Origin of the sequence: Psychrobacillus sp. FSL K6-2836 (assembly GCF_038003085.1) — a bacterium.
GTDB lineage: Bacteria > Bacillota > Bacilli > Bacillales_A > Planococcaceae > Psychrobacillus.
The window spans coordinates 738940-765033 of the sequence record NZ_JBBOOM010000001.1 but is presented as its reverse complement, the minus strand read 5'-3'; the positions used below and the strand labels follow the sequence as shown (position 1 = coordinate 765033).

General features: G+C 37.0%; 25 protein-coding genes. 24 read left to right on the top strand and 1 reads right to left on the bottom strand.

Annotated features, from left to right (window positions below; genetic code table 11):
• The first annotated feature begins 12 nt into the window (after positions 1-12).
• The gene (locus MKY37_RS03780; protein WP_340773931.1) at positions 13-1059 is read left to right on the top strand and encodes a SepM family pheromone-processing serine protease; all 1047 of its coding nucleotides are present in this window, start codon (positions 13-15) and stop codon (positions 1057-1059) included.
• 1 nt (position 1060) lies between these two features.
• On the opposite strand, the gene MKY37_RS03775 is transcribed toward MKY37_RS03780, so the two are convergent.
• The gene (locus tag MKY37_RS03775; RefSeq protein ID WP_445323017.1) at positions 1061-2365 is read right to left on the bottom strand and encodes a nucleotidyltransferase; all 1305 of its coding nucleotides are present in this window, start codon (positions 2363-2365) and stop codon (positions 1061-1063) included.
• A 37-nt stretch (positions 2366-2402) separates the two neighbouring features.
• On the opposite strand from MKY37_RS03775, the gene MKY37_RS03770 reads away from it, so the two are divergent.
• From MKY37_RS03770 to ftsA, 23 genes are all read left to right on the top strand, one after another.
• A complete protein-coding gene (locus MKY37_RS03770) occupies positions 2403-2942 on the top strand; it encodes a YceD family protein (RefSeq protein ID WP_340773929.1) in 540 nt (179 codons plus the stop codon).
• 24 nt (positions 2943-2966) lie between these two features.
• Complete coding sequence (rpmF, locus tag MKY37_RS03765; RefSeq protein ID WP_090562877.1) at positions 2967-3140, top strand: 50S ribosomal protein L32; 174 nt, start codon at positions 2967-2969, stop codon at positions 3138-3140.
• A 93-nt stretch (positions 3141-3233) separates the two neighbouring features.
• Complete coding sequence (locus MKY37_RS03760; RefSeq protein WP_340773927.1) at positions 3234-3995, top strand: enoyl-CoA hydratase/isomerase family protein; 762 nt, start codon at positions 3234-3236, stop codon at positions 3993-3995.
• A gap of 60 nt (positions 3996-4055) precedes the next feature.
• Positions 4056-4454, top strand: coding sequence for a transcriptional regulator (locus MKY37_RS03755; RefSeq protein ID WP_340773925.1), 399 nt, complete (start codon positions 4056-4058; stop codon positions 4452-4454).
• 129 nt (positions 4455-4583) lie between these two features.
• The gene (locus tag MKY37_RS03750) at positions 4584-5945 is read left to right on the top strand and encodes an acetyl-CoA carboxylase biotin carboxylase subunit (RefSeq protein WP_340773923.1); all 1362 of its coding nucleotides are present in this window, start codon (positions 4584-4586) and stop codon (positions 5943-5945) included.
• A complete protein-coding gene (locus MKY37_RS03745) occupies positions 5942-6154 on the top strand; it encodes an acetyl-CoA carboxylase biotin carboxyl carrier protein subunit (protein ID WP_340773920.1) in 213 nt (70 codons plus the stop codon). Before MKY37_RS03750 ends, MKY37_RS03745 begins: the two co-directional genes overlap by 4 nt.
• Before the next feature lie 15 nt (positions 6155-6169).
• Positions 6170-7711, top strand: coding sequence for an acyl-CoA carboxylase subunit beta (locus MKY37_RS03740; RefSeq protein ID WP_340773918.1), 1542 nt, complete (start codon positions 6170-6172; stop codon positions 7709-7711).
• 774 nt (positions 7712-8485) lie between these two features.
• Positions 8486-9376 (top strand): ketopantoate reductase family protein, encoded by an 891-nt coding sequence (locus MKY37_RS03735; protein ID WP_340773916.1) that lies wholly within the window; start codon positions 8486-8488, stop codon positions 9374-9376.
• Complete coding sequence (locus tag MKY37_RS22380) at positions 9369-9746, top strand: DUF3397 family protein (RefSeq protein WP_445323016.1); 378 nt, start codon at positions 9369-9371, stop codon at positions 9744-9746. Before MKY37_RS03735 ends, MKY37_RS22380 begins: the two co-directional genes overlap by 8 nt.
• A gap of 107 nt (positions 9747-9853) precedes the next feature.
• Positions 9854-11470: a bacillithiol biosynthesis cysteine-adding enzyme BshC gene (bshC, locus tag MKY37_RS03730; RefSeq protein ID WP_340773914.1), complete on the top strand. Its 1617-nt coding sequence runs from the start codon at positions 9854-9856 to the stop codon at positions 11468-11470.
• A gap of 1058 nt (positions 11471-12528) precedes the next feature.
• Entirely contained in the window at positions 12529-12960 is a 432-nt protein-coding gene (gene mraZ / locus MKY37_RS03725) for a division/cell wall cluster transcriptional repressor MraZ (RefSeq protein WP_340773912.1), read from the top strand.
• Positions 12961-13098: 138 nt separating this feature from the next.
• On the top strand, positions 13099-14049 hold the full coding sequence (gene rsmH / locus MKY37_RS03720) for a 16S rRNA (cytosine(1402)-N(4))-methyltransferase RsmH (protein ID WP_340773908.1): 951 nt from the start codon (positions 13099-13101) through the stop codon (positions 14047-14049).
• Complete coding sequence (ftsL, locus tag MKY37_RS03715; protein WP_340773905.1) at positions 14050-14418, top strand: cell division protein FtsL; 369 nt, start codon at positions 14050-14052, stop codon at positions 14416-14418.
• A 35-nt stretch (positions 14419-14453) separates the two neighbouring features.
• A complete protein-coding gene (locus MKY37_RS03710) occupies positions 14454-16619 on the top strand; it encodes a penicillin-binding protein (protein ID WP_340773902.1) in 2166 nt (721 codons plus the stop codon).
• A 113-nt stretch (positions 16620-16732) separates the two neighbouring features.
• Positions 16733-18589 (top strand): penicillin-binding transpeptidase domain-containing protein, encoded by a 1857-nt coding sequence (locus tag MKY37_RS03705; RefSeq protein WP_340773900.1) that lies wholly within the window; start codon positions 16733-16735, stop codon positions 18587-18589.
• Positions 18590-18633: 44 nt separating this feature from the next.
• Complete coding sequence (gene mraY / locus MKY37_RS03700; RefSeq protein WP_340773898.1) at positions 18634-19605, top strand: phospho-N-acetylmuramoyl-pentapeptide-transferase; 972 nt, start codon at positions 18634-18636, stop codon at positions 19603-19605.
• Position 19606: 1 nt separating this feature from the next.
• Positions 19607-20962 (top strand): UDP-N-acetylmuramoyl-L-alanine--D-glutamate ligase, encoded by a 1356-nt coding sequence (murD, locus tag MKY37_RS03695; RefSeq protein ID WP_340773896.1) that lies wholly within the window; start codon positions 19607-19609, stop codon positions 20960-20962.
• A gap of 37 nt (positions 20963-20999) precedes the next feature.
• The gene (locus MKY37_RS03690) at positions 21000-22073 is read left to right on the top strand and encodes an FtsW/RodA/SpoVE family cell cycle protein (RefSeq protein WP_340779836.1); all 1074 of its coding nucleotides are present in this window, start codon (positions 21000-21002) and stop codon (positions 22071-22073) included.
• A 1-nt stretch (position 22074) separates the two neighbouring features.
• Complete coding sequence (locus tag MKY37_RS03685) at positions 22075-22872, top strand: cell division protein FtsQ/DivIB (RefSeq protein WP_340773894.1); 798 nt, start codon at positions 22075-22077, stop codon at positions 22870-22872.
• Entirely contained in the window at positions 22850-23575 is a 726-nt protein-coding gene (locus MKY37_RS03680; RefSeq protein WP_340773893.1) for a DUF881 domain-containing protein, read from the top strand. Before MKY37_RS03685 ends, MKY37_RS03680 begins: the two co-directional genes overlap by 23 nt.
• 20 nt (positions 23576-23595) lie before the next feature.
• Positions 23596-24318, top strand: coding sequence for a DUF881 domain-containing protein (locus MKY37_RS03675; RefSeq protein WP_340773891.1), 723 nt, complete (start codon positions 23596-23598; stop codon positions 24316-24318).
• A 1-nt stretch (position 24319) separates the two neighbouring features.
• The gene (locus MKY37_RS03670) at positions 24320-24670 is read left to right on the top strand and encodes a small basic family protein (protein ID WP_340773889.1); all 351 of its coding nucleotides are present in this window, start codon (positions 24320-24322) and stop codon (positions 24668-24670) included.
• A 100-nt stretch (positions 24671-24770) separates the two neighbouring features.
• Positions 24771-26060 (top strand): cell division protein FtsA, encoded by a 1290-nt coding sequence (gene ftsA, locus MKY37_RS03665; RefSeq protein WP_340773887.1) that lies wholly within the window; start codon positions 24771-24773, stop codon positions 26058-26060.
• Positions 26061-26094: the final 34 nt, after the last annotated feature.

Genomic DNA, 26094 nt, shown 5'->3' with positions numbered 1-26094 from the left:
AGGGATAGTTTGATGAAGAAGAGAAATCCTATAATCCTTCTTTTCATAGTAGTGATAGTTTTAGCATTAGGTTTCTATCCAATGGAATCTTATATTTCGAAACCAGGTGGTGCTTACGAGCTGGATCCTTTTGTAGAAGTCGATGGTGGGGATCAGGATGACGAAGGTACATTGAGTCTCCTAACGATTGCCCTAGCAAAAGCTACGCCGCTTACATATGCTTATGCCAAAATTACGGATAGTCAAAAAATTTACAAAGCAAATGAAATTCGTCAGGAAGATGAAGATGAAAAGGAATATAATGTTCGTCAATTAAAGCTTATGTCTAATTCTCAATTTAATGCTATTTCAGTTGCATTTAACCGAGCGAAAATGCCTTACACTATATCAAATAACGGAATTTTTATTTTTAATGTGGTGGATGGAAGTGCAGCTGATGGGATATTAGATGCTGGAGATAAAATTTTACAAATGGATGATATTGATGATTTAACTGAAGAGTCTATTAGAGCCTATCTAGCTGACAAAGTAGAAGGGGATGTTATTCGCTTAAAGGTTGAGCGTGATGGGGAACAGATGGATAAAGAAGTTTCCCTTAAAACAATCCCTGGAGTGCTTGAAAAGCCAGGAATCGGTATTAGCTATACTGCGGATAAAAAAGTTGAAACGACTCCAGAAGTGCATATAAACTCCGAAGATATTGGCGGACCGTCTGCGGGTCTTATGTTCACTTTAGAAATTTTGAATCAGTTATTACCAGAAGATATAACCAAGGGCTATCAAATAGCAGGAACTGGTGAAATGGGACCAGATGGAACAGTTGGTAGAATTGGTGGGATAGATTTAAAAGTAATAGCTGCGGACAATAAAGACATGGAAATAATGTTTGCTCCTGACGATGATATTGATCCTACTGTTTTGGCCAATAATCCTGGACTAACATCTAATTATGAAGAAGCCTTAAAATCTGCAAGAAAAATAGGTACGAAGATGAAAATCGTACCTGTGAAAACGATTGATGATGCTCTTGCTTATTTAGATCAATTAGAGCCCAAATAGTCTATCCCTGAATAATAGGAGCAATACGAAAATCACTGCCAACCATGCTTTGACCATACGAAGACTGCAACCCTAAGTAATATAGGTCGGCAGCTTTAATATCTAATTGCAACTGTTTATCATGTTTACTTGCGGCAACTCTACTAATAAGTGGGAGCTGCAAGTCTTTTTTCATGCTCTGTAAATAAGCTTGTCCCTTCTTGTTCATTGCTAAAGGTCTAATATACGCAGGAAGATCGTTCTCGCGTAATTGGTCCCATGTAAAATCTGTATAAATATGTGTTAACATTCGTTGGATCCTTGTCCAAGTAAAGCGCTTTGATTTTATTTGGTGCATAAATGAATCAAAGTTCGTATGTGTTTTTGCTGCTTTCCAAATGGCATTTTCCATCCCCTCTGTAATTTCAGCAATTTGACCTAAGTTTTCCTTAGATGAGCGAAGTATAAGCAATCTTAATGTTGGATAAAACTGCTCCCAGCTACCAAAAGAAAAGTTAGTACTTTCCCATTCCTTTAGCCCTTTTAAGCTCGTATTAGGCATGTAAGTCTTTACTTCTGTGAGCTTATGACCTTCAAATAGTAATTTTCGAATACCGGTTGCACTTGCTATAGTTTCGGTATTGCTAGCGTCATCATGATAATTCGCAATGACACGTTGAATTGTTTCTGGTTTAATATTACTGTTTAAAAGGTTTGCTGCCTGGATGTAATGGTATCCTAATATATTATTTGGTTTGGAAAGATTTACTAATGGCACAGTAGTTGCTTTAGAAATTTCATTGTACGCTTCGTTTAATGCTTTAGGATAACTGATGCCTTTTTTCATATAATTTGCAATGGCTGTATTATATTCGTCTTTTTTGGTTGATAATAGATTATAGGTTTGTTGAAATGCTTCTAATGATCCTTCTTCACTTCCGAAACAAAAGGAATGGCATTTTAAAGCATCTAATAGGAAAATAGCGCCTTTTGCAAAATCACTCGCTTGGGCTGTAGCAAATGCATAAGGAAGTTCAATTACTAAGTCAACACCCGCAGCAATGGCCATTTTTGAGCGAGTCCATTTATCAACAAGGGCTGGTTCCCCTCGCTGAAGAAAGTTACCAGACATGACGGCAATGACAATATCGCTATTCGTTTTTAAACGAGTTTGCTGTAAGTGATGCAAATGACCGTTATGAAATGGATTATATTCTACAACAATTCCAGTTGCTTTCATCTTTAAATCAAATCCTTTCCTTAATGCAAGTATAATGTTAAAATAATGGAGTGACAAGAAAATATCTTGACATCTAAAATCAGTCATTATATAATCAACTTTGTTGTCTTGAGGTGATAATCGTATGAAATGGGCAATTCATCAGCTATCTAAATATCGTGAGAACGGACTAACTTTAGATGAATTCGTGGAACTCGAAAACGTGAAGAAGCGGAACCAGGACGTTCGAAGGATTTCACCCGTTCACGTAAAAGGGCACTGTACATTTGGTGCAGCGCAAATGACTTGTCACTTTCAGCTTTCAGGAACTCTTATTTTACCATGTGCTCGCACGTGGGAAGATGTAGAATTTCCATTTGAGATTGAATCTGATGAAATCTTCAACTGGTCTGAAACAGCACTCTCTTCTGCAAGAGCATATGATAATTTTCATGTTGTAGAAGGTGATGTTATAAACGTAGACCCTGTTCTAGAGGAGTTAATTCTTTTAGAAATTCCAATGCAAGTGTATAAAGAAGGTGCAGACCAATTTAGACATGAGGGTGGAAATGGTTGGAGTTATACAACAGATGAAGAACTTAAAGAAATGCAGGAAGATGAACAACCAAAAGTAGATCCAAGACTTGCTGATTTAGCTAAGTATTTTGATCAAACAGACGAATAATAGATCTGTAAGGAGGTGCCACCTATGGCAGTACCAGCTAGAAGAACTTCTAAAACTGTAAAAAGAAAGCGTCGTACACATTTTAAATTATCCGTACCTGGTATGGTTGCTTGTTCAAATTGTGGTGAAATGAAATTGGCTCACCGTATTTGTAAATCTTGCGGTCAATACAAAGGGAAAGAAGTATTGAGCAAATAATTCAGTATTTGTTCCTTAAAAGACTACCAAAGAGACCATGGCTCTTCGGTAGTCTTTTTCTCTATATACATTTTCTAAAAGGGGTGCATGGAAATGGCTTATACGTTAGCAAAAAGAGAACAATTAATCATATTGGAAATAGATAGACCTGCAATACATAATGCAATAAACATGGAAGTCTTAGAGGGATTTAAAGAGTTAGTACATACAGTAAAAAATGATAATTCTATTAAACTAGCAGTAATTACAGGAGCAGGAGATAAGTCTTTTTGCTCAGGCGGTGATTTATCTGTTCTACATAAGTTGAAAACAGAGAAAGAATCGTATGAAATGTTAAGTGACACAGCAACTATTTTATATGATGTTGCTACACTAACCATTCCGACTATAGCATTAGTTAACGGCACCGCAGTAGGCGGAGGCTGTGAGATTGCAACTTTATGCGATTATCGATTAGTAAAGAAAGAGGCAAGATGTGGTTTCATTCAAGGTCAATTGGCAATTACTTCTGGATGGGGTGGAGGAACCTATTTGTGGGAAAAAGGGATGCGACAAGATCATACGCTCCAAATGTTAACAGAAGCGGTTCCCTATTCATCTGACAAACTCCAAGCTATTGGCTGGGCAACAGAAGTTTTTGAAGGAAATAAATACATTGCTCTAGAGGAATTTATACAAAAAATGATTATGCCACATGAGACTGTGTTAAAAGCATACAAAATGCAATTAATTCGAAAATGGCAACAGACGAAATTATTCGAACGAATTATAGAAGAAGTTAGAACTTGTTCCGTTCTATGGGAGCAAGAAACGCATCATCAAGCGGTCGATTCATTTTTATCTAAAAAGAAATAATATGAGAGTCTATTTGTACCCACTTTGCATATATTAATAAAAAAGCAAAGGGTGATCCAGATGAATGTAAAATTGAGAAAAGATAGTTGGACTGAGGAAGAAGATAATCTTCTAAAAGAAATAATTTTGAATAAAATTAATGAAGGTCACACGCAGATTTCAGGTTTTCAAGAAGCGAGTGTACTGCTAGGACGATCCAAACAGGCATGTGCATTCCGATGGAACAAAAATCTACGCCCTCAAATTATGAAAAAGGAACATAAACCAACCTCTTATTCTACGAAAGAATTAGCGGATTCTTCCTCTCTTCAAAACCATTTGCAATTGGCAATGGAAAGTTATGATGAGATGAGGCACTCTTATGACGAAATTTCAAGCGCATATAATTTATTGAAAAATGATTATGAACAGCTATTAAACTGGGTTAAACAAGGTATTACTCATATCGAGCGCAAGTAAAAAAGCCTTATTTAGGGCTTTTTTTTTGTTGTTTAACATATTGTAAACTAGAATTTAGTTGAAATCGCTTTCATGATTCGTATAGACTAATATAGATGGGGTAAATGTTCAAATCGAGGGGGAAGTAATATGAAGAAAGTTTTAATCGCAAATAGGGGAGAAATAGCAAGACGTATTATTAAAACATGTAAGAGATTAAATATTGAAACAGTAGCAATCTATTCAGAAGCAGACAAAGATCTACCTTATGCAAAAGAGGCTGATTATGCTTTTTTAATAGGACCTAATCAAGTTCAACAATCCTACTTAAAAGTAGACGATATTATTGCACTTGCGAAAAGGGAAAAAGTTGATGCGATCCATCCGGGATATGGATTTTTATCAGAGAATGCTGAATTTGCTCGAAAGGCAGAGGCTGCAGGTATTATCTTTATAGGTCCAAAGCCAGAAACAATTGAAAAAATGGGGGATAAAATTGGCTCAAGACTTACGATGATAAATGCAAACGTTCCAGTTGTTCCAGGAACAGAAGAAGGACTTGCTTCTGTAGAAGATGCAATAGTAGCTGCTTCTTCGATTGGATATCCGATCATGCTTAAAGCGAGTGCTGGCGGTGGTGGTATAGGAATGATTCGTTGTGATGATGAGGCAACGCTTCTTAAAAATTTTGAATCGATTAAAACACGAGCGAAATCCTATTTTGGTAGCGATGTAGTTTTTTTAGAGAAATTCATTGATTTTTCTAGACATATAGAAGTACAAATTTTTGGGGACACCTATGGGAATATCGTTCATTTATTCGAACGAAATTGTTCTGTTCAGCGGAGAAATCAAAAAGTTATGGAAGAGGCACCTTCCCCAAATTTCCCTCAGGAAGCTAGGGAAAAATTATGGGAGGCAGCTGTTAATGCAGCGAAAGCTGTAAATTATATAAATGCGGGAACTGTGGAATTTATCGTGGATCATAATCATCAGTTTTATTTCTTAGAGATGAATACTAGATTACAAGTGGAACATCCAATTACGGAAGCTATCACGGGGTTCGATTTAGTGGAATGGCAGTTAAAAGTTGCCGCTGGGGAAGAACTACCAGTGAAAGATCAATCTTCGATAAAATCTAATGGACATGCTATAGAATTTAGAATATATGCGGAAGATCCAAAAACATTTTTCCCATCACCTGGAATTATTACTTCACAAAGTTTTGAAACAGAAGAAAAGATTAGAATAGATGCAGGTTACGCGGAAGGTGATAAAGTCACGCCGTTCTATGATCCAATGATTTCTAAAGTAATTGTTCATGCTGAAAATAGAAAATTAGCAATAGAGTCTGCACAAAAAGTGTTTTCTTCTGCTAAAATAGAAGGTGTGAAAACAAATATTCCACTATTCCATCAGTTTCTGGAAGATGAGAGTTTTACAAGTGGTGAGTATTCAACATCTGTTTTAGGGGAATGGATGAACAAACAAAGGGAGGAAATTTCAAAATGAAAAATTTAGAATCGACTATGGCAGGAACAGTATTTACAGTAAATGTAGCAGTTGGAGAAGAAGTGTCAGCTGGACAGGTTGTCATGGTATTGGAATCGATGAAAATGGAGATTCCAATAGAAGCGGAAACAGCAGGTAAAGTTGCAACAATTAATGCAGGTGAAGGTGATTTTGTAAATGAAGGCGATGTTTTAGTGACGTTTGAATAAAGGGGGCTTTAAACCGTGGGAGAAACAAAAGGGTATAATGATAGATTAGAAGAAAAGCTGGCATCCGTTTATTCGGGTGGACATGAAAAGTATCATGAAAAAATGAAAGAACAAAATAAATTATTTGTACGTGATCGTTTAGCATTACTTTTCGATAATGGGGAATATATCGAGGATGGTCGCTTTGCAAATGTCGAAGCAGGGGATTTACCGGCAGATGGGGTTGTAACTGCAACTGGTAAAGTAAATGGGCAAACTGTATGTGTTATGGCCAATGATTCCACTGTGAAAGCCGGATCCTGGGGATCACGTACTGTTGAAAAAATTATTCGTATTCAAGAAATAGCGGAAAAAAATAGAGTGCCAATGTTGTACCTAGTAGACTCGGCTGGAGCGCGTATTACCGACCAATTAGACATGTTTCCAAATCGTCGTGGAGCAGGAAGGATATTTCATAACCAAGTAAGACTATCTGGTTTTATACCACAGGTTTGCTTATTATTTGGTCCTTCTGCTGCTGGAGGAGCATATATCCCTGCGTTTTGTGATGTTGTCTTTATGGTTGAGGGTAATGCTTCTATGTATTTAGGTTCGCCTCGAATGGCTGAGAAGGTTATCGGAGAAAAGGTGACACTGGAAGAAATGGGTGGAGCCCGTATGCATTGTACGGTCAGTGGTGTAGGGGATGTACTTGTTTCTACAGAAGAAGAAGCGATTTTAGAGGCTAAACGCTACTTAAGCTTCTTCCCGTCAAACTACACAGAGAAACCAAAACAAGTCGAACCAAAGGCAATTAAAGAAGGAAGAACGCTGGAAGAAATCATTCCAGAAAATCAAAATGCACCATTTGATATGTACGAAGCAATTGATGCGATTATCGATGAAGGGACCTTCTTTGATGTGAAGAAGCTATTCGCACCAGAGCTAATTACAGGATTAGCGCGAATTGATGGCAGAGCAGTAGGTATTATTGCCAATCAGCCGAAAGCTAAAGGTGGAGTGCTCTTTGTGGATTCTGCCGATAAAGCGACGAAATTCATCTCACTTTGTGATGCATTTTCTATTCCATTAATATTCCTAGCTGACGTTCCTGGATTTATGATAGGAACGAAAGTAGAGAGAGCTGGTATTATTAGACATGGAGCTAAGCTGATTGCAGCGATGAGCTCTGCAACAGTGCCAAAGATCTCTGTTATTGTACGTAAAGCATATGGAGCTGGTTTATATGCAATGGCTGGTCCGGCGTTTGAACCAGATGTGTGCATAGCTTTACCTACAGCTCAAATTGCTGTAATGGGTCCAGAAGCTGCGGTTAATGCTGTATATTCAAACAAAATCGAAGCAATCGAAGATCCAAAAGAACGTTTGAAATTCGTTCAAGAAAAGCACGCGGAATATAAAGAGGAAATTGACATTTATAAACTTGCTTCTGAAATGATCATCGATGAGATTGTTGCGCCAAGTAATCTACGCTTGGAGCTTGCAAATCGTCTGCGTTTTTATGAAGATAAACAAATAGTTAATGCACCTCGAAAACATCCAGTGCTTCCTGTATAATATTGTTCATGCTAAGGTCTACCTCAGAGGTAGGCCTTTTTTAAAACATAAGAAAGTATATAAAAATGTAACGTGAACATTGGTTTTACAGAACTTTTAAGAAAGAATAATACTACTGATTTCCGTTTCAGGTGGGGACAAAGGATCGAAGGCTAAAAGCGCCACCTCATGTGGCAACGCCTTCGTGACCAACATCCTGTTGGCCTCCGCGGGGTGAGCGATGAACCATCACCGCCCCTACGGGTACGTTGTGATGTTTCATCTGTCTCACTCATCCCGCCGGAGTCGCCACCTTACACTCCAATCAATATAAAGTGTAGTTCTCAACTCTGAGATAAAGCAAAGCATATCGCTGAGATATTAAGAGTAATTAAATTTACTATATGGATAAAACCGTCTGCTTGGATAGGTATACTATTTAATCATGAAAGAAGAAAGTGGATTTTCTTTTATCTGAGACCATTTCACCATTACTTATATTATGATAAAACACGTAGATTTAGGTGGTTTTATACCCAGATATCCGATTATTTAAAGTGGATCTAGTTGAGTGGAGCATAGAGCGGCGACTCCAGTGGGAATAGCACGAGCTGAAGACCCTGGACTGAGCAGCGCGAGGGAAGCGGATGAAGCCGTGCCCACGGAAAGCGTCCGCTCGCAGCGGAAATCAACGGCATATCTATATTATTATTTTTAAAGGACCGGGCCTTTTTACCGGGTTTTTCTTAAAAGATTAGAAAGTATCCGCTATATTAAAGAAATCGGGGTGAATTTATGAATATTGGTATAATTGGTGCAGGAGCAGTAGGACTACTATTTGGCGCTTATTTATCGGAGTCTAGTCATCGCATTACTTTTTTAGTCCGAGAAACTAATATAACCAAGCAATTCTACATAGAAAATGACACTGAAAAAACTAAACAAATTCCTTGTGAAATTGTTTCAGACATAGCTGAATTAAAAAAGATGGATCTAATTATTATTGCCGTAAAGTACCATCATCTTACACAAATAGAAGGCCAGTTAAATTCTTTACCGCTGCATATCCCTCTTCTATTTATACAAAACGGATTATCACATATAGCTTTTCTAAAGCATTTAAAACAAGAAACTATTATAATCGGTTCAGTGTTACATGGTGCTGCAAAAAAAAATAACTCCACAGTTCAGCACTTAGGGATAGGTCCAACTTATATTGGGTTTTATAAAGGTGAATGGAATTCCATTCATAATTTTGCGGAAAATATTAATGATCTATTTCCATTAATTTTAACACCGGATATTGAGCAAATGCTTGTTAAAAAAGCGATGCTAAATTGTTTGATCAATCCATTGACTACTATTGCTTGTGTAACCAATGGTGAACTAATTGAAAAGCATTCATACAAATCTATATTGAGAAGTATGTACGACGAAATGATGGAAGCATTTGAGGAATGGAAAGAAAGACTTCCTTGGGATGAAGTTGTTGCATTGTGTGAGAATACTAGATTAAATCGTTCTTCCATGCTTAAGGACTTTGAGAATGGTCGAATGATGGAGTTAGATACAATAGTGGGGGCTATATTAGAAAGAGCCAAACAAAGAAAGCAAACATTGCCGATCTTACAAACATTTTATTTATTATTAAGTGAAATAAATAAAGAGGGTGATTATTATGGTTAATGTTCTTTCCGTTTTTGTCATATATCCAATAGTCGTTTTTTTAGTTGTTTTTCTATTTTGTATATTTATCTTACAAAAAAGAAAAAATTCAATTGGAATAGCATCTGATGTATCGACTTTCTTTTTATATTTTTCCATTACTAATATGTTTTCTTTCATTTTCATAAAAGAGATTGGTTGGTATCTTGTTATTTTTTCCATAATTTTAGCGACAATTATGACGTATCTAGAATGGCGATCTAAAAAAGAGATAGAAGTAATCCCGTTATTAAGGAAAATTTGGAGATTATTATTTCTACTATTATGTTGTCTATATGCGTTTTTGTGGCTATTCGGAGTTATCCGATATGTTTTATCATATATAAGCTGATAATTTTCACACATAAATAGTAAGTGATATACTCTTAAAGTATTTAAAATGATAGCTTTGGTGAATTTTCACCAAATTAATTTAAAAATAATAGAGGTGGAAAACACGTGCGATTAGAGCAGTACACACAACCATTCGCTTCCTCATTTTACAAGAAATATTTAGAAGATATAACTGACTTATCTTCTTTCTTTCATTATGAATGGAATCAAAAGGCACTAAACAAAAGAGTTCAGGAAGCTGATTTTAGCAAACATAAAAGAACTGAACTTGCTGAAGTCATAACTTCGTATATGAGCAAATATGGTATATCAGCAAAGAGTAGCCAGCATATAGATGAACTTAGAGAAAATGGAATTGTAGTTATTGGGGGGCAGCAGGCGGGGATTCTTTCTGGACCTTTGTATTCAATCCATAAAGCAATTTCTGTTATTGCCTTGGCAAAACAACAAAGAGAAATACTCGGAAAACCCGTTATACCTGTTTTTTGGATTGCTGGAGAGGATCATGATATTGATGAAATTAATCATGTATACATAGAAAGAAGCCGAACACTTCAAAAGCTTGTTTATCCAGAAAAATCTAGAACTAAAAAAATTGCTTCCGAATCCTCTTTTGAACAGCAGTTAATGGATGGCTATTTGGATGAAATTTTCAAAAGCTTACCAGAAACCTTATACACGAAAAACCTTAAATCCAAGGTTATGGAGCTTTTAGAAAATAACTTAACGTATACAAGCTTTTTTACGGCCTTGATGAATGAACTTTTTCAAGAGGAAGGGTTGCTGTTATTAGACGCTGCATATGAGCCATTAAGAAAACTGGAAAGTGATTATTTCCAATTACAAATATTACATGCGTCAGAAATAGCGAAGGTTGTATTGGAGCATGAGGGCAAAATGGAACAAGAAGGGTTTGGCACTCCCATCCAAGCAAAAGAATCAGCAGCTCACTTATTTTACATCGAAGAGGGCGAACGCTTCTTATTGGAAAGAGTGAACGACCAATTTATCCATGAGGCAAAGGGACTCTCATTTACATTGGATGAAATGATGGAAATTGCAAGAGAACATCCTGAAAAGCTGAGTAATAATGTTGTGACTAGACCGATAATGCAGGAAATGGTCTTTCCGGTGTTAAGCTTCATAGCTGGACCTGGTGAAATTGCCTATTGGGGTACACTAAAAACAGCATTTGAGATTTTTGATATGAAAATGCCTGTTCTCATGCCTCGAATTAGTATTTCGATTGTCAATGCAAAAACGCAATCATTATTAGAAAAGTTATCCTTTACAATTGAAGATGTATGGGATGGAACGTTACAAGAAGCTAAATTGAATTATATTAATAATAATCGTAACGAAGAAATTCCTCATTTGATTGAAGAAATTAAAGAGGATCTTATAGAAAAGTATGACAAGCTGGAGAAAATTTTAATGACGAATGGTATGAAGCTCTCTCCTTTAGTACAAAAGAATTTGCAAAACCATGAAAAACAGCTGAAATTTATTCATAATGCAATTGAAGATACATTCCTAAGTAAGTTGGATGCAACTATTAATCGCTATGATCGTATTAGTATGAGCCTTGTACCAAACAGTGGGCTACAAGAACGAACATATACACCGATTCAATTATTGAATGAATATGGTCCAACTCTAATCCAAAAATTATTAGAGGTTCCTTATGAATTTAATGGTAAACATCATGTGATTTATATATAGTCCTCCGTCCCCACTATTAAAAAGTGGGGTTTTTTTATGGAGTAAAAAAGTATATAAAAATATCCCTTGATAACAGGGCTTATGGTATTTAAAAGAATAAATATTATTTGTGATCTCCGTTACAACGCACTTACATGTTTCGAAGCTAGCGTAGCGATGCAAAAAACAGGTGGATGCGTCCCGCAGGATGATCGATGAACCATCATCGCCACGTGCACGTTCGCATGTGATGGTTCATCAGCCTCCCTAATCCTACCGGTGTCGCCACCTTTCGCTGCAATCAATTAAGTGATTAGTGTTCAACAATAAGATTAGGCACAACCTATCACTTAGTCGATAGGGTATTAAGTTATTGAGTGATAAAACCATTCTGTAATTGTTATTAAATTTGTGGTGATATTGATTTTCCAGGTTTTGGTTGATTTTTTTGCCTTTTTTACAGTATATAATATAGCCAGCTAACTAGTGTTCAGTGGATTTTAATGTCGGGCGCCCGAACTTGTACTTCGGGTACTTCTCAATTGAATAAGAAAGCATCTTTTTCTCTAGTTATTCAAAAAGTACTTAATTTTCCAACAGTTGTAGGGGGGATGGACATGCATACACCACAAGATTACCAGCATCTCGATATCCCATGGTAATGATGTAGCAATGTCAGCCGCAGTACTCCGAAAACGATTTCTAAAAGGGTGCTTGCGATTTTCTTATGGAAGTATACAAGATGAACTTAGGTTTTTTACAATTTGTGTATAGTAATCACCCTTTTCCAACTAAGTCCTTCATTTATCCTCTGGTGCCTATTTAATAAATACTTAACCCCACTTACTAAAATCTTTTCTGTAATTTTTGAAAAGTTGCAATAAATATATAACAACCCACCAATATTCCAGCTTTTACACGGCTAAAAGTTCTATGATTACTTTGTTGAATTTGCTAGAAAAAACGTCTCAACAAGTACTATTTACGCATTTTAAAGAAATATTGTCCCGTTTTCAAAAAAACGGTGGAGGAAAGTGGGGCGATGTGGTATGTTAATGACATAAAGTGGGGTGAGTAGCATGTTCATGGGCGAATATCAACATAACGTTGATGCAAAGGGACGGTTAATAATTCCTTCCAAATTCCGAGAGCACTTAGAAGACAGTTTTGTTCTAACACGTGGTCTTGATAATTGCTTATTTGGTTATCCTATGAATGAATGGCGAAAACTCGAAGAAAAACTAAAAGAACTCCCTGTTACGAAGAAAGACGCTCGTGCATTTACTCGTTTTTTCTTCTCCGGTGCAACCGAAGTAGAAATAGACAAACAAGGGCGTATCAACATCCCGAATAATCTACGGAGCTATGCAAAAATGGACAAGGAATGCATCGTACTTGGAGTATCGAATCGGCTTGAAATTTGGGCTAAAGATGCTTGGGAAAATTATTTTGTGGAATCTGAGGATTCTTTCAATGATATTGCAGAAAATATGATTGGCTTTGATATATAACTAAACTCAGCCGGGCTTTCATCGCCCGCTAAATATAGTTGAAGCCTCTGGCGGATGTCACAGATTTTTACTGAGCAAACTCGGTAAAATGTGAACGCATTTACGTCAAGGCGAATTTGATTAAGAGGAGGAGACAGCTTGTTTCATCACACAACCGTATTACTAAAAGAGACAGTAGATGGACTAGCTATTCGTCCTGATGGGGTCTATGTGGATTGCACGCTAGGCGGAGCAGGACACAGTGAATATTTAGTACAACAATTAAATGAAAATGGTAGACTTATTTGCTTCGATCAAGATATGACGGCTATTGAAAATGCAAAGTTAAAACTAGCACCCTTTTTAGATAAAGTCACATTTGTACATGCTAACTTTCGTTATTTAAAAGACGAGCTTTACCAAATTGGTATCGAAAAAGTCGATGGGATTTTGTATGACTTAGGTGTATCTTCTCCACAATTAGATACACCAGAGCGTGGATTTAGTTACAACTATGATGCCCCGCTAGATATGAGGATGGATCAAACCAGTGAGTTAACTGCTTACCATGTAGTCAATGAATGGTCATATGAAAAACTACTCAAAATATTTTTCCGTTATGGAGAAGAGAAGTTTTCTAAACAAATAGCACGCAAAATTGAAAAGGCGAGAGAAATAGAACCAATTGCTACGACTTTCCAACTCGTTGAACTAATAAAAGAAGGTATTCCAGCAGCAGCTAGAAGAACTGGTGGACATCCTGCGAAACGAATTTTCCAGGCAATCCGAATTGCTGTAAATGATGAATTAGGAGCAGCAGAAGACTCTCTAGAAGATGCGATTAAGCTTATAAAAGTAGGAGGAAGAGTAAGTGTTATTACCTTCCATTCTTTAGAAGATAGACTAACTAAAACAATTTTTAAAGAAGCATCCTCTATACCTGATTTACCACCAAATCTACCAATGATTCCAGCAGGAATGGAGCCAATGTTAAAACTAGTTACTAGGAAACCGATTGTCCCGTCGGAGGAAGAATTAGCGGTAAATAATCGTTCCCGTTCAGCTAAGTTACGCATTGTGGAAAAATTAATCGAAAAGGGGAGTATCTAAATGGCTATACGCAAACAGCAATCACAAACATACATAACGCGGCCTTCTTACCCTGAACAACCACATATAGAAAAGGCGGCAAAACAACGTAATAAGCTGATTTCTCGAGGAGAAAAAATCCTTTTTGTTGGATTATTAGCTGTAGTTACCATTCTGTCTTTAATGATTATTCAAACTCAAACCGCTGTACGGGCTACAACTACCGAGATTTCTCTGCTAGAAAAGGAAATTGACTCAACAGTGAAAAAGAATACTGACTTAACTTTACAAGTAAATGAATTATCTACCTATGATCGCATTTGGAAAAAGGCGGAAGAGCTCGGTTTGAAACTGAATGAGCAAAACGTAAAGGTAGTGCCAGGACAATGAATAAGAAATTTCGTTTTCAATGGGGAGCCTTTCTAATGTTTTTACTATATGGAGGGCTCTTTTTTTTATTACTTAGTCGCTTTGTGTTTATACAGTATACAGGTACTGCAGAAGGACAGGAATTATCAACGAAAGCAGAGAACAAATATAGTAGAGAACAAACTCTTCAAGCGAGTAGAGGCAAAATAATTGATCGTAATGGTGAAGTTATTGCGCAAGATACACTTAGCTACAAAATGATTGCTGTGATTAGTCCAAGTGCCACTAGTAATAGTAGTATACAAAGACATGTTAGTGATACAGCAAAAACTGCTAAAGTATTATCGAATTATATAGATATGACAGAACAAGAGATTAAGGATTTACTAGATAAGAATATAAAAGCAGAGAAATACCAAGTGGAATTTGGAAAAGCGGGTAGAGATATAAGTAACCAGGTAATGGAAGAGATTAAAAGTAACAAGCTGCCAGGAATTATTTTTATAGAGGATTTGAAAAGATTATACCCAAATGGGCAGTTTGCTTCTCATTTAATAGGTTTTGCTCTTAAAGAAGAAAAGGAAGATGGGACAGCTGAAGCAGTTGGAAAAATGGGGCTTGAATATATTTATGATGAAGAGCTGACAGGTACGCCAGGAAAAGTAGAATTCAAGAGTGATACAAAAGGTTTTTTACTTCCGAATGCTGAAAAAATGGTGACAGAGGCACAGGACGGCTTGGATATCCATCTCACACTAGACAAAACCATTCAAAATTTTCTAGAAGATGCGATGAATAATGCTCAAGAAAAATATGAGCCAGAACGAATGACTGCTATTGTAGCAGATCCGAAAACGGGTGAGATATTGGCTATGTCCCAGCGGCCTACCTTTGAACCGAATACAAGAGATGGATTATCTACCAACTGGCTAAATGAAGTGACAGAGCAGACGATTGAGCCAGGATCTACCTTTAAGATATTCACGCTAGCCTCTGCAATTGAAGAGGGAGTATGGGCACCTAATGCTACGTTTAAATCTGGTTCCTATACAATATATGATACAACAATTCGTGATCATAACGTTGTAGGGTGGGGGAATATAACGTATTTAGAAGGTTTTCAACGTTCATCTAACGTATCTATGGCTTACTTACTCAACCAAATTGGAGAGAAAACATTCAATGAGTACATTAAACTTTTTGGATTTGGACAAAAGACTGGAATCGACCTTCCACATGAAGCAACTGGAATTATAGCGGATTCTGGTCCAGTTGAACGTATTACTACAACATATGGTCAGGGGACAACTGTTACACCTATACAAATGGTGCAAGCTATGACTGCTATAGCAAATGAAGGCAAGATGATGCAACCCTATATTATAGATGAAATTGTCGATCCAAATACAAATGAAGTAGTACAAAATCATAAACCGACTGAAAAAGAATCTCCTATTTCTGAAGCAACTGCACAACAGGTAAAAGAAATCCTGGCGAGTACCGTAACATCAGAAAAAGGTACTGCCAAGAAGTTTAAGTTAAATGGATATACATCAGCTGGTAAAACTGGAACTGCCCAAATAGCTAAACCCGGTGGTGGTTACTATTGGGGGAAAAATGACTTCCTATACTCATTCTTAGGGATGGCTCCGGTAGAGGATCCACAGTTAATCGTGTATATCATGGTTCATCGACCTAATCTGGAATTAACAGAATTTGGTTCTGATACGACATCTGAAATTTTCAATACAGTGACGGAGAGAAGTTTAAAATATTTGAACATCGAGCCTGAGAATTTGGAACTTGCAAATCCAATTGAAATGCCTAATGTAATCGGAGAAAATATGATAGAAAGTCAAAGCAAACTGGAAGCACTTGGGTTGAAAACTGTAGTTATTGGTCAGGGCGACAAGGTAGTAGAGCAGTATCCAGATGCTAATACATCAACTATTTCTAATGGCACAGTCTTTATAAAGGGACAGGGAGATAGCAGGTTGCCTAATTTTAAGGGGTGGTCAAAAAGAAATGTCATGATCTATAAATCATTATCCAATTTACAGATTGATATTGTTGGAGAAGGATTTGTAACAGACCAGAGCTTGACTGGCGGATCGATTGTAACGGCTGATACTCCAATCGTCGTCCAATTTGCAACTCCAGAGGAAGTTACGAATATGGAGACAAACACAGAAGAAATAAAAACAGATCTACCTCAGGATTAAAAGAGGGAGAGAATAGTTAGAGTCTTTTTCTCATAAGTTATCTAAAACGGACTAAAGGGGATTTGGCAATTTCTAAAATAAAACAAATTATGCGTCTACGAATGATTTGGATTATGATTATTTTATTATTCTTGTTGGTACTTTTCAAATTAGTTCAACTTCAATTCTTTCAATTTGATGAGCTTACGACGAAAGCGAAAGAAAGCTGGGATAGAGAGCTACCTTATGCATCACTTCGAGGAAACATCTTGGATCGTAATGGAGAAGTAATCGTTGGAAATCAGCTTGCACCTACCTTATTTTATATGCCATCTCAAAATGAGGATCCTGAGCAGGTAGCAAATGAAATTGGACCTTTAATTGGTATGGACAAAGGTGAGCTTTTGGAGCAAATAAACAAGAGAAGTTACTTGGTAAAAATCGCACCAAAAGGAAAAAATATTTCTAGTGAACTAGCAATGGACATACAAGATAAGAATATTAAAGGATTGTATGCTGGAGTAGATTATATAAGAGACTATCCTTATGGTAATATGTTATCTAGATTAGTAGGATTCACAGGATATGATGCACAAGGACTTGCTGGAATCGAGTATCAATACGATTCAATTTTAAAAGGAAAGTCCTCCGCTGTTCGAATGTTTACTGACGCAAAAGGAGTACCGCTTCCTCATGTGGACGACGGCTGGAAAAATGGGGTAAAAGGTAATCATGTTCAACTTACAGTAGATTTAGATATTCAAAAAGTAGTTGAACGTGAGCTTACTCAGGCTATGCAAAAGTATGAGGCAACCCAAGCGATTGCAATCGTTATGAACCCTAAAAACGGTGAAATTTTAGCTCTTGCTTCTGCTCCCAATTTTGACCCATCTAATTACCAAGAGGTGGATTCAACTATTTATAACCGAAACTTACCAGTTTGGATGACCTTTGAACCAGGTTCAACTTTTAAGATTATTACATTAAGTGCGGCATTAGAAGAGAAAGTAGTAGACTTGGAGGAGGATCACTTTCATGATATTGGGTATACCATGGTTGAAGGGTCTAGGCTCCGTTGTTGGAAACGTGAAGGTCATGGAGATCAAACATTCTTAGAGGTTGTTGAAAATTCTTGTAACCCGGGTTTTATTGAACTAGGAAATAGAGTTGGTGCAGAAAAGCTATCAGAATACATACGTAGCTTTGGCTTTGGAGAATCAACAGGGTCAGGGATGGCTGGGGAATCCACGGGTATTCTATTTAGTAAAGAAAACTTTGGACCAGTTGAACATGCTACAACATCCTTCGGCCAAGGAATATCTGTTACCCCTATTCAACAAGTGCAAGCTGTAGCTGCAGCGGTTAATGGTGGTTATCTATATAAGCCATATATTGTAAAAAATACAATCGACGGTGAAACAAACGAAATATTGTCAAGTAGCGAGCCGGAGATGAAGCGTCAAGTTATTAGTGAGGAAACGTCAGCTATCGTACGAGATGCTTTGGAACACGTAGTTGCGGAAGGATCAGGTAGAAATGCATATCGTGACCAGCTTCGGATTGGCGGAAAAACAGGTACAGCGCAAAAGGTTCAAGATGGCCGTTATATGGAAGGGGAATACATCGTTTCCTTTATCGGTTTTGCACCTGCAGATGATCCAGAACTTATTGTATACGTGGCAATTGATAACCCAAAGCATAGCAGTCAATTTGGAGGAGTCATAGCAGCACCAATTGTAGGCCAAATTTTGGAAGACTCCCTGAAGACAAAAGGTAGTGGTACCCAACTGGAAAAAGAATATAGATGGGGAGATGTGGAACAAGTCCGTACACCAAACCTAGTGGGAACGAAAAGAAAAGAAATCACGTCCTATATGTATCCTTTCACTATTGTTTGGCATGGTGAGGGAGACGAAATAATATCCCAGCTACCAAAAGAAAATGGGCTCATCCCATTAGATGGAACGATACATGTTTACACAAATAAATAATAGTACATTCATTAATAGTTGATCGTATTTAAGGAGATTTTTTCATGACATTATCTACAACGGTAATTACACTTATTGTTAGTTTTTTACTTTCTGTTATTCTTGCTCCAATCGTTATTCCATATTTAAGAAGAATGAAGTTTGGTCAAAGTATAAGAGAAGAAGGACCTCAGTCGCACCAGAAAAAGGCGGGTACTCCTACAATGGGAGGGCTAATCTTCTTAGCTTCCATTATTATTTCTACACTTGGTCTTTCATTTTATTTTGATAAGTTAACGACTCAATCCATTGTTTTATTAGTTATTTTGGTAGGATTCGGTGTCATTGGATTTTTAGACGATTTTATAAAAGTTGTATTGAAAAGAAATCTAGGTCTAACATCTATTCAGAAGCTAATTGGTCAAATTCTTATTGCAGTCATCGCATACTTCTTACTAAAGCAAGGTCCATTTGATACAACAATTGAAATACCGTTTACACAAATGGACCTGCCTTTAGGTCAATTGTATATTGCGTTCCTAATATTCTGGCTAGTTGGATTTTCAAATGCCGTCAACTTAACAGATGGCTTAGATGGTTTAGTAGCAGGAACTGCAACGGTTGCCTTTGCAACATTCGGTGTTCTAGCACTTGCATATGAACAAACAGATATAGCTATATTTACATTTAGTGTTTCAGGTGCGCTTTTAGGTTTTTTATTGTTCAACAAAAATCCAGCAAAAGTGTTTATGGGAGATACGGGTTCTTTAGCCTTAGGTGGGGCATTAGCCATGGTATCCATTCTAGTTAAACATGAATTGTTATTACTACTAGTTGGGATTATTTTTGTAATTGAAACGCTGTCGGTAATATTGCAAGTAATTAGTTTTAAAACAACCGGTAAACGTATATTCAAAATGAGCCCGATTCACCATCATTTTGAATTATCAGGATGGAATGAGCGTAAAATAGTTACCGTATTTTGGGCAATAGGTTTTATAGCTGCAATGATTGTAGTCTGCTTGGAGGTTTTGTGAGATGAAGAAATTACCAATTGTATTTCATAAAAAAATACTCGTTTTGGGATTAGCAAAAAGTGGTACTGCAGCTGCAGAAATACTTCATGATTTAGGAGCTTTCGTTACTGTAAATGATTCAAAGCCATTCGAGCAAAATGAAAATGCTCAATATTTGTTATCCAAAGGGCTAACTGTTATATGTGGAAGTCATCCGGAGGATCTTTTGGACGAAGGATTTAGCCTTATTGTGAAGAATCCTGGGATACCTTATACGAACCCAGTCATTGCGGAGGCAAAGAAAAGAGGTATTCCTGTTTGGACGGAAGTAGAGCTTGCTTATCGTATTAGCGATGCCCCAATGATAGGAATTACAGGCTCAAACGGAAAGACTACAACTACTACATTAATATTTGAAATGCTTACCGCAGCAAATCAAAAGCCAAAAATAGCTGGGAATATTGGGACGGTGGCAACTAGTGTTGCAAAAGAAGCGACAGCAGACAATATTATCGTAACCGAATTATCTTCGTTCCAGCTCATGGGTACCGAAGAGTTAAAGCCTAAAGTTTCCGTATTACTCAATCTGTATGAAGCGCATTTAGATTATCATAAGGATTTTCAAGAATACACAAATGCTAAATTTAAAATTACTGAAAAACAAGATGCTTCCGATTGGCTTGTTTTTAATGGGGAGCAGCAAATTGTTAAAGACTATGCCCAAAAGAGTATGGCATCCAAAATACCTTTCTATGTAAGCAGTAAAACAAAGGAAGGTATTAGTGCGGATGATCAATACGTTTACTGGAATGGCGAAATATTATTTAAACGATCGATTATTGCCCTACGAGGTAAACATAATTTAGAAAATGTACTGGCTGCTACGGCTACTGCATTAATGATGAATTGTTCAGTTGAAGCTATTATTAATGTGTTATCGACATTCCACGGAGTTAAGCATCGTACTCAGTTCATCAGGGAATGGAAGGGGCGTAAGTTTTATAATGATTCAAAGGCTACAAATGCACTTGCCACTAAAAGTGCTTTGGAGGGATTTACGGAGCCAGTTATTTTAATAGCAGGCGGTGTGGATCGGGGACATTCATTTGATGAACTAATACCATACTTATACCGTGTGAAAGCATTGGTCCACTACGGGGCAACTAGGGATCGACTGCAAAAGTTTGGGGAAGTGCAAGGAATATCTTCAGTAGTTAGTGTCCAAACATTAGGAGAAGCATTTGAAACGGCAATAGAATCATCTTCGGAAGGGGATATCGTATTATTATCCCCAGCTTGTGCAAGTTGGGACCAATACGAAAGCTTTGAGATACGTGGAGAAGAATTTATCGACCGAGTTATTTCTTTAGAAGAGTAATGAAAGGATGACCTAAACGAAAGATACAAGAAAATTTATTTTCCTATCTTCTGTACTGTTTTTATCCCTCATTGGTATATTGTTTGTCCATTCAGCGGGATCCTATTGGAGCGAAGTCCATTATAAAGGGCAAATGCCTTTTGCGTTGAAACAAGCTGCTTATTTAGTTGTAGGGATCGTTGGAGCATATATTATTCAAAGATCGAATTTCATACTGTCTGATGGATTTTGGAAAGGCTTATATATAGTTGCCATCCTTATGCTAATTGGCGTTTTGATCCCAGGTATTGGAGTAGTTCGAAATGGATCTCAAAGCTGGATCTCACTTGGATTTATGAATTTTCAGCCAGCTGAGTTAGCTAAAATAGCTGTTTTAGGAGTTTTAGCTATCTCTCTAGCAGATGAAAAAAAATCTAGAATGAAAATGTATATTCAGAGTGCAGTCCTGCTATTATTGCCAATTGGCTTTATCATGGTTCAACCAGATTTTGGCTCAGCATTTGTATTGGTCGTTGCTGTATTCTTTTTATTGTTTGCAGCAGGTCTTCCTTTTAAGTTCTTCCTTTGGATAGGCTTAAGTGGAATTATTGCTTTTGTGTTATTAATCGTTTCAGCACCATACAGACTTGTACGAATTCAAGCCTTTTTAGACCCTTGGAACGATCCACTTGGCTCCGGGTTTCAGGCTATACAATCTTTGCTGGCAATAGGACCAGCCGGATTATTCGGATTTGGTTATGGAAATAGCCGCCAAAAGTTTTTATATTTACCGGAACCCCAAAATGATTTCATCTTTTCTATTCTGCTAGAAGAGTCGGGTTTCATCGGGGGATTCATAGTAGTACTTGCATTTGTGATTTTCTTTACGACTAGTTTCACGATGGCTGCACGTGCAAAAACACGTGAACGTCAGTTAATGATTATTGGATTTACCTCCCTATTAGCGGTCCAAACATTTTTAAATATGGGGGTAGTTACGGGCCTTTTGCCAGTGACGGGAGTAACTTTGCCATTCATCAGTTATGGGGGATCTTCGTTAGTGATGACATGGGGGATAATTGGAATAATTTTAAATTTAGCCAAAGAAACTGATATAGAAGGGAGGCGGTAGAATGGAAAAAATCATCGATATTGAAGATCGTATACCTACACTAAAAGAGCGCAGAAGACGTAGAACAAATAAAAAATTTTCCATTCTACTTTTTCTCTTTGTTACTACGCTATTGATTGTTTTATATTTTCAATCTTCCTATAGTCAAATTCAAACGATCTCACTAGATGGTGCAAAGCTTGTTCCTGAACAATTGTACATAGAAGAAAGTACATTAGTTACCGGCGAATCGATGTGGAGTTTTAATGAAAGTAAAATTGAAAACCTATTGGCTCAGAATGCTTGGGTAGAATCAGTGCGAGTAAAGCGTGAATGGTTAACAACCGTTCATATACAGGTAAATGAATTTAAACAAATAGGATACCTAGAGGATGGAGATTTTCTTCATATTGTTTTAGAAAATGGACAGATTATTAAGACCGATGGACAAGTTATACCTAAGGATGGTCCCATTTTTACTGGGTTTGAAGATGAGAAAATTCGTCAAAGAATGATTAAGGAATTAAAACTATTGGATAGTGAAGTGTTAACGGGTATTTCGCAGATTAAATATACACCAACGGAAAATGATGCCTATTCCATACTAGTATATATGAATGATGGCAATGAGGTTCAAGCAATCATTCCATCGTTCGGAGAGAAAATGAATTATTATCCTTCGATTGTTTCTCAGCTGAACCCAGAGGTGAAAGGGATTGTAGATTTAGAAGTAGGAACATTTTTTCAACCATATGTAGATGTGTACAATGTACCAGTAGAGGAGGAAGTTGTGGAAAATGAGGAAGACCAAACTCCTTAAAGTGCCATCCAGAGGACTTATTACTATATCGATGGTAAGTTTAGTGTTAGGATTTATACTTGCATATTCGTATAGCATCTCCTCAGATGACGCCAAAGAAAACGCTTCAGATGTCTCGGGGTTCCAAGAACAAGAAAAGTATCGAGAAAAATTAGTGGAACAAAAAGAACGAAATAAAGAGCTAACGGAAGAAATTATCGTTAAGCAGCAAAAAGTTCGGGATTATGAACACTCCTTTGTAGAGAGCGAAGAAAGCGTGGAAGATCTAGTTGAAGAAGCAGAATTACTTCGTTTATTAATTGGTGATATTCCATCACAAGGAAAAGGAATTACTGTTGCATTGGAAGACGGGGCTTATAATCCTTCTCAAGAAAACCCGAATGATTATATTGTACATGAGAGTCATGTTTTTAAAGTGATAAATGAATTGAAAATCTCAGGTGCAGAAGCTATATCCATTAATGGTCAGCGACTTCATGCAAACTCCTATATAAGATGTACAGGCCCTGTAATTGTGGTAGATGGGAAAACCTTTCCTGCTCCATTTACAATTGAAGCGGTAGGAGATCCAAAGGTATTACTTGCTTCTGTGAATTTAGGTGGAGGCGTTGTAGACCAACTTACTAGTGATAATATAGTGGTAACTGTTGGAGAAAAAGATTTAATAACGATGCCTGCTCTACGGGATGATGATTATAGCTAATTAATAAAGGAGGCCGAATAATGAAAAAAACCGTCTATATTCGGTTCACCATAATTTTGTTAATAATTGGTTTTATGTTAGCAGTACAATATAACACTGTTCAAAATCCAGAAACTAGAGACACACGTGACATATGGGCTATCCGCCAAGAGCTGTCCAAAGAAACTGAAACACATTCAGAATTACTATCGGAAGTTTATATGCTAGATCAGACAATCCTTAAATATGAGAACATGGTGAGTGAAAGCGCTGCGTTTGCTTTAGAAGATACAGTGGGGCAATTAAAAGAAGATATTGGTCTTGTTGAATATACAGGTCCAGGACTCACTATAAAAGTGGAACCTTCTTTAGAAAGCATTGCATTTGGACAACCTGTAGAAGGTATTTCACCAGATTTACTCATTCGTCTAATCAATGAAATCAATCGTTTTAAAGCAAAAGATGTAGAAGTGGACGGTAAACGTATTATATATTCTTCACCAATAAGAGATGTTAATGGTAAAACTACAGTGAATAATATACCCGTAAGAAATGCTCCATTTACGATTAGAATCGGAACCTCCACTTATGAGGATGCACAAAAAATGTACAATCAGTTAGAGGCCTCTACAATTGGCGATGACTTCTATATCGACAATTTAAAACTAAAGATTGGTGAGCCAGAGCAAAATATAACGATCTCAGCTTATGACCAAACAGTAAATAACCAATTTTTAAAAGAAGTGCCAGAAGGGGAGTCATGAAATGTGGTTGCCATTATTAGGGCTGATACTTGGGATTTCCCTCGGCTTATTAACTGAAATCCAGATTCCTGAAATATATGAAAGCTATTTATCGATAGCTGTATTGGCAGCGCTCGATACTCTATTTGGAGGGATACGTGCTCATCTTCAGCGTGTCTATGATGACAAAGTATTTGTTTCAGGGTTTTTCTTCAACATTGGACTTGCAGCAGCTTTAGCGTTTTTAGGTGTACACTTAGGAATAGATTTATACTTAGCTGCAATTTTTGCTTTTGGGGTACGACTATTTCAAAATATTGCAGTTATTCGTCGAATAATGCTGACTAAATGGTCCGAAAGAAAAAATCAATAAGTTTTTATATACAAATTGACTATTTCTTTAGAAAATTTTAGACTTTATACTATTTTTACACTAGAATAATAAATAAAGAGTTTATAGGAGGTGCCACGGGTTGAATCAATCAGAATTATACGTATCACTAGATATTGGGTCGTCATCAATTAAGGTCTTAATCGGCGAAATGAATGATGACTCGCTGCATGTAATTGGTGTAGGAAATGTAAAATCAAATGGAATAAGAAAAGGCACCATTGTGGATATAGACGCAACTGTACAATCTATAAAAAAAGCCGTTAGTGAAGCCGAAAGAATGATTGGCATGTCTATTAATGAAATTGTATTAGGCATTCCAGCAAATATGGCAAATATACAAAATGTTAAAGGCGTGGTAGCTGTAAATCGTGAAGATAGGGAAATTACAGATGGAGACTTAGAACGTGTGATCGAGTCTGCTCAAGTGATGTCTATTCCTCCCGAGAGAGAGCTTATTAATATAGCACCAAAACAGTTCATCGTAGATCACTTAGAGGAAATCAAAGATCCACGCGGGATGATTGGCACCCGTTTAGAATTAGACGGTATTATGATGACTACATCCAAAACAATTTTACATAACGTGTTAAGATGTGTGGAAAGAGCTGGTCTCCAAATAAGAGAGATTTATTTACAGCCTTTAGCTGGTGGTCATTTTGCATTAACTGAAGATGAAAAAAATCATGGCACAGCTTATATTGACATAGGCGGTGGTTCTACAACGATTGCCATTTTCAATGAAGGTCATTTAATCAATACTTCTGTTATTCCAGTTGGCGGAGATCATATTACAAAAGATTTATCGATTGTATTGAAAACACCGACGGAACAAGCTGAAATGATTAAACTAAAGTATGGACATGCTTTCTATGATGATGCTTCAGATGATGAACTATTTGAAGTACCAGTAATAGGGGCAGATATGAAAGAACAATACTCACAACGGTATATTGCTGAAATCATTGGAGTTCGACTAGAAGAACTATTTGAATTGGTTCTGGAAGAATTTTATCGACTTGGTTTACAGGACTTACCGGGAGGAGTAGTAATTACTGGTGGGGTTTCAAAACTGGAAGGCTTGGGGCAGTTGGCCAGACATATTCTTCAAACAAGAGTAAGACTATATACTCCAGACTATATTGGGGTTCGTGAGCCACAATATACAACAGCTGTTGGTCTTATAAGATATGCCTATAAAGAAGATCTTTTCTATGGTAAAATTGGTAATAGCCATGCGTTAGCGCATTCGGTCCCAAATGAAGCAGTTGCCGTATCTAAAAAACAAAAACAATCTGCTCAAACGACAAATGAACAAAAAGATAGCGCAATGACAAAAGCGAAGAGATTTTTTGACAAGTTTTTTGAATAACAAACCCTTTATCATAGCAGAGAGAGCATAGGAG